The sequence below is a fragment of the Candidatus Viridilinea mediisalina genome (assembly GCF_002532535.1).
GTDB classification, from domain to species: Bacteria; Chloroflexota; Chloroflexia; order Chloroflexales; family Chloroflexaceae; genus Viridilinea; species Viridilinea mediisalina.
In genome coordinates this window covers 15138-27488 of the sequence record NZ_NQWI01000063.1, presented here as the reverse complement: position 1 = coordinate 27488, position 12351 = coordinate 15138, and the positions used below count along the sequence as shown (strand labels likewise).

Annotated in this window: 11 protein-coding genes; 6 read left to right on the top strand and 5 right to left on the bottom strand. The window is 57.9% G+C overall.

Going from position 1 to position 12351, the window contains the following annotated elements; all coding sequences use genetic code 11:
* Positions 1–86 precede the first annotated feature (86 nt).
* From CJ255_RS23590 to aroH, 4 genes are all read right to left on the bottom strand, one after another.
* On the bottom strand, positions 87–1163 hold the full coding sequence (locus CJ255_RS23590; RefSeq protein WP_097644643.1) for a hypothetical protein: 1077 nt from the start codon (positions 1161–1163) through the stop codon (positions 87–89).
* A gap of 4 nt (positions 1164–1167) precedes the next feature.
* Positions 1168–2682 carry a pre-peptidase C-terminal domain-containing protein gene (locus tag CJ255_RS13555; protein ID WP_097644642.1) on the bottom strand — a complete coding sequence of 505 codons (1515 nt, stop codon included), beginning with the start codon at positions 2680–2682 and terminating at the stop codon, positions 1168–1170.
* 413 nt (positions 2683–3095) lie between these two features.
* Complete coding sequence (aroF, locus tag CJ255_RS13550; RefSeq protein WP_245863395.1) at positions 3096–4100, bottom strand: 3-deoxy-7-phosphoheptulonate synthase; 1005 nt, start codon at positions 4098–4100, stop codon at positions 3096–3098.
* A 130-nt stretch (positions 4101–4230) separates the two neighbouring features.
* A complete protein-coding gene (gene aroH, locus CJ255_RS13545) occupies positions 4231–4599 on the bottom strand; it encodes a chorismate mutase (protein WP_097644640.1) in 369 nt (122 codons plus the stop codon).
* Positions 4600–4852: 253 nt separating this feature from the next.
* Here aroH and CJ255_RS13540 point away from each other — a divergent pair, with 253 nt between their 5' ends.
* The 5 genes from CJ255_RS13540 to CJ255_RS13520 all read left to right on the top strand — a co-directional run bounded on the left by CJ255_RS13540 (position 4853) and on the right by CJ255_RS13520 (position 8225).
* Positions 4853–5104 carry a hypothetical protein gene (locus CJ255_RS13540; protein ID WP_097644639.1) on the top strand — a complete coding sequence of 84 codons (252 nt, stop codon included), beginning with the start codon at positions 4853–4855 and terminating at the stop codon, positions 5102–5104.
* Between the two features lie 75 nt (positions 5105–5179).
* Positions 5180–5665: a hypothetical protein gene (locus CJ255_RS13535; protein WP_097644638.1), complete on the top strand. Its 486-nt coding sequence runs from the start codon at positions 5180–5182 to the stop codon at positions 5663–5665.
* A gap of 247 nt (positions 5666–5912) precedes the next feature.
* A complete protein-coding gene (locus CJ255_RS13530; protein WP_097644637.1) occupies positions 5913–6854 on the top strand; it encodes a DUF1385 domain-containing protein in 942 nt (313 codons plus the stop codon).
* Complete coding sequence (locus tag CJ255_RS13525) at positions 6838–7647, top strand: DUF4388 domain-containing protein (RefSeq protein ID WP_097644636.1); 810 nt, start codon at positions 6838–6840, stop codon at positions 7645–7647. The genes CJ255_RS13530 and CJ255_RS13525 overlap by 17 nt, the downstream gene beginning before the upstream one ends.
* A 47-nt stretch (positions 7648–7694) precedes the next feature.
* The gene (locus CJ255_RS13520; RefSeq protein ID WP_097644635.1) at positions 7695–8225 is read left to right on the top strand and encodes a GTP-binding protein; all 531 of its coding nucleotides are present in this window, start codon (positions 7695–7697) and stop codon (positions 8223–8225) included.
* 528 nt (positions 8226–8753) lie between these two features.
* On the opposite strand, the gene CJ255_RS13515 is transcribed toward CJ255_RS13520, so the two are convergent.
* Entirely contained in the window at positions 8754–10196 is a 1443-nt protein-coding gene (locus tag CJ255_RS13515) for a DUF8814 domain-containing protein (protein WP_097644634.1), read from the bottom strand.
* A gap of 446 nt (positions 10197–10642) precedes the next feature.
* On the opposite strand from CJ255_RS13515, the gene CJ255_RS13510 reads away from it, so the two are divergent.
* Entirely contained in the window at positions 10643–12205 is a 1563-nt protein-coding gene (locus CJ255_RS13510; protein WP_097644633.1) for a PD40 domain-containing protein, read from the top strand.
* Positions 12206–12351: the final 146 nt, after the last annotated feature.

Genomic DNA, 12351 nt, shown 5'->3' with positions numbered 1-12351 from the left:
CGTATCCCGTATCCCGTATCCCGTATCCCGTATCCCGTATCCCGTATCCCGTATCCCGTATCCCGTATCCCGTATCCTTACATCCCTCATCCCTGCTCATCCAACTGTTCCATCAGAGCCAGCACAAGGCCAACCACCTGCTCGACAAGCTGCGGGTCGGGTTCGCGTGGGACGCTTGCTGCTGCTTGGCTGACGATGCTCAGACACTGGTAGCCGTGGCGCTGGAGTAGCGGGGCGATTTGGGTTGCTTGGTGTTGTGGCGACCAGCTTGGAAGCCGCAGCCCTTGAGTCACTTGGCGTAGCAACGGTGTTGCTTGGGGCGGCAGCACACAGCCCAACTGAGCGCCCGCAAGTTGTTCGAGGGCAATAAAGAGCGTTTGGGAGTGATCAAAGGGCAGGTGTGACAGAATGAGCGTCATGCCACGCGGATCGCTGCTGGTGGCCCCTACAGCACCGAGCCAGAGTTCAACCTGTTGCAGCCGTTGGCTGCGCTGGGCTAGGGTGAGTAGCGCCGCCAGTGCAGGCAGGCTGCCATCAGGCAGGGCCGCAGTGGGTTGTTGGAGGGTGGCGAGTAGCAGCCAGGCGCAGCCCAACGCCCCTGGTAGTCCCAGCAGCCACCAACCGCCGGGCAGCAGCAGTGCGGCAAGCGGCCCAAGGCAGACCAAGCAGCCAACAGCAAGTCGGCCCAACGCAGCGCCCCGACTTGGCCCCGCGATGGCTTGAAAACCTTGCCATGTCAGCGGACTATCGAGGGGAGCCAGCACGACCAGACGCCAGCGCGGGCTCCGTGGGGCCAAACCAGCCGCGCCCTCAATCGCGCGCACGCCCATGATCGTCTGACTGGCCGCACGGCGGCCCAAGGGGGGCAACGTAAGCCCAAAGCCAAGCAGCACCAAAAGCGCCAAGCAGAGTGAAGGCCAAGGCAGCAAGGGACTCAACCCAAAGGCGCTACAGCCCAGCAAACCAAGCAAGCGATAGCCCCAGCCCGGTTTGGTCACCACGCGCAACGGATAGGTAGCGACCCCCATGCCATAGCGCCGCAGACGCCCGTTGATCAACGCCGCCATGGTTGCTTCAGCAGGTGAACCAGCCATACGCGGGCGCACCTGCTCACCGAGCATGCCGATCAGCGCTGCCAACTCACGGGATTGGTCGCGTCGCACAATTCTATTCTTCTGCTTGTTCTTCCGGTTCTGGGGTTGGGGTTGCCGTTGGCACAACCGGCGTATTGGTTGGATCGAGCGAGAACTCCTCTGCCGGGGTACCCGTAGGCTGCGGCGTGATCGGATTCACTGGTGCGTCGGCGATCGAAGTCCGACCACAGGTGGTCTGGCCGGGCAGACAGAGCAGGAGTACAAGATCGTAGCGAATGAACTGGTTACCAATATCGCCAACGTTCTTGATCTGCACAAAGTAGAAGCCATCTGTTTCAGGAATGAACTCGATCTGGGAGTCGAGCGTATTCCCGCCAGGAATGTCATCGTTGAAGTCAAGAATTGTCGCGCCATCACGATCAGTCAAGACCATCACCGTATCAGCGCCGGCTTGAGTTTCACCATTGACCACAATGCGGCCTCGGTAGCGGCGCGTATCGGTATAGATGACGTAGCGTTTACCGGCCTTGCCAAAGAAGGTCACCCAATCGGCATCACCAGCCGGGCAGAGGCTGCGATTCTCTTGGATTTCATTGGAGGTAATCAGGCGCGCCTGTTCTGGCAGACCATCGGGTTCAAAGATATCAAGACAGACAAAATCAACCTGGTCGGGGGTAGGGCCAGCGCTCTCATCGAGCAGCGCAATCTCGTAGAAGTAGTCAATCCCACCGCGCCCGGCGGCATCGCGCACACGAATGTAATACGTTCCATCATACGGAATACGGATCGTAATGCGCGGTCGTGTATCACCAGGATTGGGATTAGCTGGATCGCGTAGGAAGAAGTCGTGATTAAACGCAATCTGGTTCAACTCAGGGTCGTACAATGTAAGCGTCAGATCGAGTCCGGGGTCTTGGCGTGAAATATCAATTGTATAGACCTTACCGCCAACCCCGCCGAAATAGATCCAATCCTCATCGCCGGTGGGGCACATGGTACGCAATTGGGCGGTATTGACATCAATGCGCTTGGCGCTGGCCGGATTATTATCATCCTCAAAGCCATCACGGCAGACCGGGCCAGCCGTAGGGGTCACCGTTGCAGGCACGGGCGTACCCGTGGCGCTCGGCGTAGGCGTAAAGGTCGCCCCAGTAATTGTGATATTAATCGTCGCCGAGCCGGTCACATTCGCTCCCGATGGTGGGGTACCAGTAAAGGCGACCGTCACCGGCCCATAGTTGCCTGGAGTCTGATTCGCAGCAGTTGAAGCCACAATAATAGTAAATTGAGCTGATGAATTCGCGGGAATCGCCACGGTACCCTGTTGGGTTACACTAAAGCCGCTGGGAATGCCACTAAAGGCTGCATTGAAGGTGCGATCTTCGCCAGTATTATTGGTGACGTTAAAGACCACGGTTGTACTTGTGTTGGGAGTTAATTCTGCCGTAGCATTGGGAGGATCCACCGACACAAGCGCCTGGGCCAACGGCGCGGCAGCAGCCGGGATTTGCTGGGAGGCAATAAGGAAGATAAAAACAATGATTACTGCGCTAAATATTCCATTACGAAGTTTAATTTGAGAATTCATTAGCTCGTATTACTCCACCGCTACAATCTGGCAAAACCGTGCCTATTATACGTTTTAGAGCCCACGAAAGTCAAGATAGGGTTTGTTCACAAAGGTTGTGGTGCGCCTTCCGGCGGGGGATCGGGGGAGGCTTCGTCTTCCCCGCAGAACTTTTTGTTAGCGCGAAAAAGTCCTGGGCCGCGCCGCTTGGCTTCGACAGGCTGGTTTCGGCAAGCTCAACCACCGAGCCAGCGGCGCGGTGGCTGAGCTTGTCGAAGCCACCGCTAGGTCACCTGCCAACCCAAGGCTTTTTCGCGCTAACAACTTTTTTGCGTTCGTGTTGGCGGCTTCGCCGCCAACACGAACGCAAAAAGCAGGTTTGGCGCGTAGCCACCAGCGGGTTTTAGGCTGGCAGCCCTACGCTTGCCCAAGGGCTACATCTTGCGCCCAACGGCGTTCACAACCGCAACAATCTTCGGCATCAACGCAGCGAAGTTTTCACAACTGAGCGACTGGGCACCGTCGGAGCGGGCCCGATCCGGGTCGGGGTGAACCTCAATGATAATCCCATCGGCCCCGGCGGCAATCCCGGCGAGCGTGAGGTTGGGCACTAGGTACCATTTGCCCGTGCCGTGGCTGGGGTCAACCAGCACCGGCAGGTGGGTGCGCCGCTTGGCCAAGGCGACAGCGTTCAGATCGAGGGTATTGCGCGTAGCCGTCTCGAAGGTACGAATCCCACGCTCGCAGAGGATCACGTTGGGGTTGCCTTGGGCGGCGACATACTCGGCTGAGAGCAGCCACTCCTCAATCGTAGCCGAGAGGCCACGCTTCAACAGCACCGGCATGCCGGTACGCCCAACCTCCTCAAGTAACTGGTAGTTCTGCATGTTGCGAGCACCGATCTGCAACACATCAGCGTAGCGTGTAACCAGATCAACATCATTGGGCGTCATCACCTCGGTCACAATCGGCAAACCCGTCTCCTCACGGGCCTGGGCCAAGAGCTGCAAGCCCGTCTCGCCCATACCACGGAAGGTGTAGGGCGACGAGCGCGGCTTGAAGGCTCCACCGCGCAGCATCGTCGCCCCGGCCTCACGCACAGCATGGGCCGTCTTCATGATCTGCTCTTCGCTCTCGACCGAACAGGGGCCAGCGATAACCACACAGTTGCCTGCGCCCACCTTGATCCCACGCACATCCACAACCGTATCCTGGGTACGCAGTTCACGCGAAACCAACTTGTAGGGCTGGGTAATCCGCAACGTCTCTTGCACCCCAGTGAAATGAGCCAACTCCTCCTTCAAGGTTGGCGGAATCGCCGCGCCCACCACCCCGATCACCGTCCGCTCCTCGCCGCGCACCAAGTGCCCCCGTAAATTGTGTTCCTCTAAGCGTTCCAACACCGCATCGATCAATTGTTCTTCGGAACCTGCTTGCATAACCACGATCATCTCCTTGCTCCTTTCCTAAGAGGCTGTCTGAAAAATCCATGAACTGGCGTTGGAGTGCCGGCTTTAGCCGGCTAAAGCCGGCACTCCAACGCGTGCCCACTAGCTTTTCAGACAGCTTCTAACGATTAAGATCGGGGCGTAGATTGCGGGCACCCCGGATGTAGATATGGCGCAACTCATTGGCGTTGCGCGTCGTATTCCATAACACCAAGACACGAATACACTGAGCTAACCCACCTGGTACTGCCATCTCATGGCCGCAGAGCAGGGCCGTATCGCTCCACCCAAGGGCGCGGGCCGCCACAGCGGGATATTCGGCATTCAGGTCGGGCGTGGTGGTGAAGAACGCACCCGCTATCTCGTCGCTGGTCAGGCCATTGGCCGCAATCATCTCTTCGAGCAGTTCGCGTGTTGCCTCCAGAATCGCCTCACGGGTATTCGCCTCACATGTTGTCGCCCCACGTACCCCCCGACACCGAACCGTCATCGCAACCTCCCTGCGCTGCTTGGAGACGCAAAGAGGGCGTGAAGCTTGTCGCTTCACGCCCTTTCAGAGTCTCTGTCATGTAAATACGTTAGACAGTACGAAGCGACCTAGCCGTATGTGGGCCGGTAAAATAGAAGAAGTACCAGTTGTTGGCGCTATGTGGCATAGAAGCCCAATTCTTCCTCATGGTCGCTTATGAGGCGACTATACCACACTTGCGTTGTAACGTCAAGGATGGAATAATACAAGGAGTATGCTGACACCTGCAACCATCCTGATTCTGCTTTTGGCAACCGCCTGCGCCAGTTTGGCCCATGTCTTGTTGGGGCGGCGCTGGCAACAATTGCCAGTCTTTTGGCTAACCGCCTGCGTGGGTTGCCTGCTGGCCTTCGGCTTGCAATTGCGGCTGCCATTGGCCCTACCCCATCCGGCGGGCGTACCCGTGCTTGAAGCGGTATTGCTGGCTTGGTTCCTGCTCATAGTTGTTTCACGCCTACGGGTATGATATAATCGGCAACATTGCCGGGCCAGAACACCGCTGTGTAATGCTTGGAGCTTGCGGCAAGCGTGGAGGGCTATTGTGTTCAGGTGGATTGGAATCGGCCTTGGGGTGCTGACACTCCTGCTCATTGGCTTTATCGTCGCCCTAGCCCTAGCGCCGGTGGGGGTACGTGAAGCCTTTCGTGACATCTTCATCATCATTTTGGGCGGTTTCATGCTGTTGAGCGTGGTGATCCTGATTGCCGTGCTGGTTGGGTTGCTCTATACCTTGAACCGACTTGAACGTCTCGCCCGTAACAATGTGCTGCCTAAACTTGATGATGCCCTGGTGAAACTGAACGATGTCCTCGAAAGTACCAAAACGCTGGCCAACAATGCGCGCGAATCTGCCCATACGGTGACGGGTTCGACGACCTTTGTGGCCGAGCGGGTTGTTTCGCCAGTAATCCGCATTGCGAGTCTTGCGACTGGTGTGCGTGCTGCCGCCACCAGCCTCGCCCGTCGTGATTTCAACGGGAGTAGCGAACAACCATCGCCCCAACAGGAACGTAGCGGGGAAGCATGACGCATCCTGCCAGTATTTGGTTATACTGTGGTAAGATCGGTCATGTATGCTATGGGAAGGATACAGGGTACTGGATATTGGATATAGGTGTGAGGCGTCAGGACGCTCTGCGTGCGTTCAAACGGTAACGTTGCCTGAACCTTTCCCTATGGGATGTCTGGCAGACCACGCGGGAGCGTGGTATGATAAGCGGTGGTAAGATGTACGCGGGCGGTACGATCAAGTTGTACGACGACGAACAGAGCCGATGAACGAACAGCGTTTTGCATATGGTGGCCAGGCAGTGCTAGAGGGCGTGATGATGCGTGGGCGTCATCAGGCTACCGTGGCGGTGCGTCGTCCTGATGGCGAACTCGTCTATAAGCACTTCCCGCTCCAAGGGACGCCTACAAGCGTCTGGGCCCGTATGCCGATCATTCGTGGCTTGGTAGGGCTACGTGAGGCGCTGGGTATCGGTAAACAAGCACTCGACTTCTCGGCCACGGTGGCGATTGAGGAAGAAGAGGAAGAACTACCCGTCTTGATGCAGTGGGCTATCTTTGGTGGTGCGCTGCTCATCGCTTTGGGTGTGTTTGTGTTGCTGCCCTCGATGGTCGCTAATCACTTCTATACCAAGTTTGGTCTGCCGCTTTTGGCCCGCGAATTGATTGAAGGGTTGATAAACCTGAGCCTTGTGGTAGCCTATATCTATGCGATCAGTCGGCTCAATGACATCCAACGGGTCTTTGGCTACCATGGAGCGGAACATAAGGTGATCAACGCCTACGAAGCTGGTGCGCCCTTGACAGTCGAGTCAGTGCGATCTTTCACACGCATTCATCCGCGTTGTGGCACTAGTTTTTTGGTCGTAGCCGCACTGATCGGCTTTGTGATCTTCCTCGCTGTGGCTGTCCTCCCGTTCTGGCAACGGGTCGGGGCGCGAGTGGTACTCATTCCCTTGGTTGCCGCTGTAGCCCTAGAATTCCTGCGTCTGACCGCTGCGAACTATCACCGACCTTGGGTGCGCCGTCTGCTCGCGCCGGCACTCTCGACCCAGTATCTCACCACGCGCGAGCCCGATGACGCAATGATAGCGACCGCGATCGCCGCCCTCGTGCCCGTACTCAAGGCCGATGGCGTCGCCACCGTCGAGACTGAACCGGTCTTCGCGCTAGCCTCCGGAGGGCAGTACCATGGCGCTGGTAGGTAACATCAGGGATTTTGGCCTCTCCGACTTCCTCTACCTCGTGGATCGCGGGTATAAGACCGGCGGCCTCCACCTTTCGCACGAACAGGAGACGGCCCTGCTCTTCTTCGATAAGGGCAAGTTGATTATGGCCGCCCGCAAACCTGAGGATCAGCAGGCCGATCTGCTGGTGCGCCTTGGGTTGCTTAGTGGCGATCAACTCGATCAGGTACGGCAGAACCTCACGGCGCAAGGTAATGGGCTTACGCTCACGCAAGTGATTGTTGATGCCCAGATTGCGTCGCGTGAGCAGATCCAGAATGTGCTGCAGGGCTTCACCGAAGAATCGGTCTATGGCCTCTTCGGTTGGCCTGAGGGCGAGTTTCGTTTTGAACAGAACCAACGCCCCGCACCTGATGCGCCCGTTGTTCCCATTCCGATTTCGGTTGACCACCTGATTATGGAGGGCGTGCGCCGTATTGATGAGTGGGGGCGGATTAAAGACCGCATCCCCTCAACCGATATGATCGTGCGCTTCCTCGATCAACCTGATGAACGGGCTAAAGGGGTAAAACTTGCCCCCGAAGAGTGGCGCATCTTCGCCCGTATCAATGGCAAGGATACGCTCGCTGAGATTGCCCGTAAGACTAGCCTCAGCGAGTTTGATGTCTGTCGGATTGTCTATGGCTTCTTGACTGCCGGGTTGGTCGAGGTGCGGAAGAAACCGTCCGTCGCGGTTGGCCGTAGCGCGGCGGATGCGCCCAGGGTCAAGAAAAGCCTGGTGAACCGCATCATCAATCGCATCAAAGGCATGTAACACCCGATGTGCTTCAGCCAGGGCACAGACCATAGCGGAGGGCTGGTGTGCAGACTGTAAAAATGGTTATCAGCGGGGCCGTGAACGCGGGGAAGACCGAGTTCATTAAGGCGATTAGCGAGATTGAGGTCGTCTCGACTGAACGACGTGCGACCGATGACACCAAGATGATTAAGAAGGAGACGACGGTTGCAATGGACTTTGGTCGCATTGCGATTGCCGACGATCTCGTGCTGCACCTCTTCGGAACGCCTGGTCAGAAGCGCTTCGACTTCATGTGGGAGATTCTCTCGGAAGGGATGCTTGGCTTGGTGATCCTTGTCGATAGTACCCGCCCCGAGACCTTCCGTGAGACGAATCGCATCATTGACTTTTTTGTTTCCTACCGCGATACGTCCTATGTGATCGCGGCGAATAAGCAGGATCGGCCCAACGCATGGTCGCCTGATGAGTTGCGTCTGGCGCTGCGCCAGCCACCTCACGTTAAGGTGTTGCCCTGCGTTGCTTCGGATCGCGATAGTGTCAAGAATATTTTGCTCGAGTTGCTCTATGTTATCCAAGAGCGGAGCGAAGAGTGATGAGTGAGGAGTGACGAGTGAGGAGTGACGAGTGAGGGTGTAGGTTGTGGCAGCGAAGCTGCCACAACCTACACCCTCACTTTTTTACTTACCGTCGTAGTGCCGACTTTAGGGAAGCAGAAATTGTTAGGTACCCCAGCAGCCTGTCATGCTGAATAGCACATATTCGCAGGCATCGTAGGGCCGACGTTAGTCGGCTGAGGTCTTTGGCAGCGATGGGAGCCGACTAACGTCGGCACTACCTACGGCGCAAACAGGAATGTTCCTACGAACCTTTGCTCAGGGTGGCCAAGCAACGGGGCAATCAACAACATCCGCTTCCCTTAGTCGGCTGAGGTCGCCGACAACCCCCGGATGCCGACTAAAGTCGGCACTACCTCATGGCGCAAACGGGATGGAAAAGTCACAGGGCCACGGCGTAGCCGTGGCCCTGTTCGTCACTCGTCACTCATCACTCGTCACTCATCACTTGTCACTCGTCACTTGTCACTTGTCACTCGTCACTTGTCACTTGTCACTTGTCACTCGTCACTGGCCCACACGCACCCACTTGACCTTGTCGAACCAGACGGTTGCGCCACGCTCGCCAACGGCTCCGAGTTGCACAAAGCCCTCGTTGCCCTCGGCAAAGGTGTAGCGCCCTAGGTGAACCCAACTGGTCTGGGTGCGCTGGTTGACGAGTACCTCAAGGGCACCGTCGCGGTGGTTGATGATGTAGCGCGCTTGCGCTAGGGCTGCTGTGCGTGAGGGGCAGATGGGGACATGCACGTAGACATCGTACTGCCCTTCGACCGGGATGCGTGGCTGCCAACGCCCGACTGGCGCTGCCTGCGCTTCGGGAACGGCGCGGGCCCAGTAGGCATGGTGGTTTTCGCCACAGCCCATGGCGCTGGCTCCAAGCAGCGTACTCTTCCAGAAGTCGCCGTCCAGCTCGTCAACCACAATCTCGCTGGCCGCCGGATCGCGCACAGGCGGCCCCGCAGCCGGGTCTTGCCCCAACCAGAGGAAGGTCACCTCTAGCTCCGCTTGGTCACCCACGATGCCGAGGTCTTCAAGCCAGGCACCATCGCCAACATCAACAGCGGTGGGGAAGCGTACCCGGCCATGGGCCGCACGGCCACCGTTGTAGCCCTGGTAGAAGGCGGCATGATCCATCGGCCAGCCCCAGGGCAGGTCGGGGAAGCCACGACGCACCTGGTTCCAGTAGTCGTCACGGATATTGTGCGGGCCAACGTCATAGACCGGCACAACGACGCTGCGCCCACGGTAGGTGAGCCGTACTTGGTATTCATGGCCGCCCCGCGACGAGAGTGCAGTGGTTGAGGGCAGGGCAACAAAACGGGCGCGGGGTGGAATGATCCAGCCATTGGCGGTACGACCACCAACCATACCTTGGCGCGTCGCCCGCACCCGGAAGGTCGGCGCAATCGCGTAGGTATTCACCGAGGCGGCCTGCACTGTCGCCTCACTGTTCGTGGTTGCCAAACTGAGACCGCGCACCGTTGGTGCGAGCCCAAAGCTGCCCATCATCGTGACACGATATTGAGCGTAGCGGATCGGCTGGCTAAAGCCAACCACCGCACCAGGGGCCAACTCAGTGACCCAGGGGAGCCAACGTTGACCATCAACGCTACCACGGACATCAACTAGCGCAGCGCTGCCATTGGGAATGTTGGCTTGGTAGGAGAGCGCAAGGCGCGTTGTGGGGAGGGCAAAACGGTGGGTTGCTGAGGTGTGGACGCCGTACTGCTGGAAGCTGCCCAAATAGGCAGGCGGGGGTAGGGCGTTCGCAGCAAGAGTCAGACTTCCGTCAGCCAAGCTCAGCACATCATCGGACTGAGCAAGGCCCGTGACGGTGTTGTGCAGCGTGGCATCTTCGAGGTTCTGGGCCTGAGCGACACTCGCCGGAAGGGCTACGAGCACAATCAGCAAGGCCCAGGCGAGTCGCGACCACAACAGGGGGGTACGCATAGATCGCAAGAGATCCTCCTTGTTTTCTACATACAGGGTAGAGGCCACACCAGGGTGGCTACGAAGGATTATAGCACATGTTGCACATGTTGCTGAAAGTAAGCTGAGAATTAGCTGATATGAGCAGCGGGAGGGGGGCAATCTCACCAAATACAAAGGAAATCGTGAGCTTAGGGCACTAGCAGGCGTGGGGGCAAGGGCGTATGCTAGAGGGTGAGTTCGCTTACGTTAAGCTCCCTGCTGGATGTTGGGGCTACGCCCCAATACGCATGACGTGTAGGGTTGCCGCCCTACAACCGGCAGTTGGGGTTACACCCCAAACCCCGTTTTTTGTGCCGTTTTGGCGGCGAAGCCGCCAAAACGGCACAAAAAGAGTTTTTTTGGGCGCGGCGAAGCCGCCCCCAAGCCCCCTCTGGGGGCTAACTTAACAGGAAGTGAGGGAGACCATGCAACGCTCGTCGCTGGTGTTGGCTATCCTGGTGTTGGCGCTCATGGCGGTGCTACCCGCCGCAGCGCCCGTCGTGCAGGCCCAGGCGGATCAGGGGCGGATTGTGTTTGTTACGTACCACGAAGCGGAGGGTAAGAGTGCGATCTCGGTCATCAATCCCGATGGGAGTGGCCTCACCCGCTTGACCTCGTTTGACACCCAAGGCGTTTTTGCTTATCCGGTCTGGTCGCCGGATGGGAGCCAGATTGCTTTTTCGATCTATCAACAGTTTAGAGCCGATGCATGGCACAGCGACATCTATGTCATGCAAGCCGATGGCAGCAACATCAGACGCCTGACGACGTTGAATTGGGCATATCAGCCAGTTTGGTCGCCTGATGGTCAACACATCGCTTTTATTTATAGCGAAAGCGGAAATGAATTGGCAAGCAAGCTTTTCACGATGCGTTCTCATGGATCAGACATTGTTGAAATACCGATATTCTTTCAACTTAATAACGAGCGGCCAAATTGGATCGCTGATCTTGCTTGGCATCCTGATGGGAATAGAATTTCTTTCTCGTCTGTGGATGTACGCGAGGGAGAAGGTGTTACATATCATTATAACTACTCAGCTATTTATATAGTTGATAAAAATGGCGGTGCTGCTCAGTTCGTAACTGCAGGGAGCGCCCCAGCATGGTCACCCGATGGTAGCCGCTTGGCGTTCATCGCTAATACCGCTGGTGATGTTGGCTTCTTGTTTGTAATGCCCGCTGATAGGTCTAGCGAGGCTCGCTTGATCAGCGAAGATGATTTTTTTGAGGCTTATGAGCCCACATGGTCGCCCGATGGCAGCAGGCTAGCTTATTACGGAATGGGACTGGAAGGCCATGGGATTTTCATCATCAACGCCGACGGATCAGGGCGATTTAAGCTCGTTGACGATAGCCGCTCCCCCAACTGGTCGCGCCCGGCATCGGGGCAGCCGGTGCCGCCCCCGGCTGGCGATGAGCGCTGTTTTGCCGAGACGGGTTTCTGCATCGCGGGGCGCATCCGCAGTTACTGGGAGCAGAATGGCGGCTTGCCGGTCTTTGGCTTCCCGCTGACGGAGCAGCGCGAGGAGGTGATTGAGGGGCGGGCGATCCAGGTGCAGTGGTTCGAGCGCAACCGCCTTGAGTTGCACCCGGCCAACCCGCAACCCTACGATGTGCTGTTGGGGCGGCTCGGTGCCGATCGCTTGGCGCAGCGCGGCTATGACTGGCAGGCGGTGCCCGTCGAAACGTCGCAGGCTGGCTGCCGCTTCTTCGCCGAGACGGGGCGCAACGTCTGTGGCGAGATTCTGGCCGCCTGGCGTGCCAATGGCCTTGAACTGGACGGGCGTCCCGGCTTTAGCGAGAGCGAGAACCTCGCCCTCTTCGGCCTGCCGCTCACCGGCCTGATCAGCGAGCAGTTGAGTGATGGGCATGAATACCAGGTGCAATACTTCGAGCGCGCCCGCTTCGAGTTGCACCCCGAGAACGCGCCCCCCTACAACGTGCTTTTGGGTCTGTTGGGGCAAGAGGTGCGGGCGGGGCGGTAGTGCCTTTTTTTACCTCAGAGGCTGTCTGAAAAGGGTGTTAGTGCCATTCCATGCTACGTGGCACGCGGTGGAGTGCCGGCTTTAGCCGGCTAAAGCCGGCACTCCGCCGCGTAGCGACCGACTTTTCAGACAGCCCCCTCCGACAA

What these genes read in the sequence shown, in the direction of transcription:
- CJ255_RS13555 (WP_097644642.1), bottom strand. Translation starts at nt 2,682, where the DNA reads ATGAATTCTCAAATTAAACTTCGTAATGGAATATTTAGCGCAGTAATC.
- aroF (WP_245863395.1), bottom strand. Translation starts at nt 4,100, where the DNA reads ATGCAAGCAGGTTCCGAAGAACAATTGATCGATGCGGTGTTGGAACGC.
- aroH (WP_097644640.1), bottom strand. Translation starts at nt 4,599, where the DNA reads ATGACGGTTCGGTGTCGGGGGGTACGTGGGGCGACAACATGTGAGGCG.
- CJ255_RS13540 (WP_097644639.1), top strand. Translation starts at nt 4,853, where the DNA reads ATGCTGACACCTGCAACCATCCTGATTCTGCTTTTGGCAACCGCCTGC.
- CJ255_RS13530 (WP_097644637.1), top strand. Translation starts at nt 5,913, where the DNA reads ATGAACGAACAGCGTTTTGCATATGGTGGCCAGGCAGTGCTAGAGGGC.
- CJ255_RS13525 (WP_097644636.1), top strand. Translation starts at nt 6,838, where the DNA reads ATGGCGCTGGTAGGTAACATCAGGGATTTTGGCCTCTCCGACTTCCTC.
- CJ255_RS13515 (WP_097644634.1), bottom strand. Translation starts at nt 10,196, where the DNA reads ATGCGTACCCCCCTGTTGTGGTCGCGACTCGCCTGGGCCTTGCTGATT.
- CJ255_RS13510 (WP_097644633.1), top strand. Translation starts at nt 10,643, where the DNA reads ATGCAACGCTCGTCGCTGGTGTTGGCTATCCTGGTGTTGGCGCTCATG.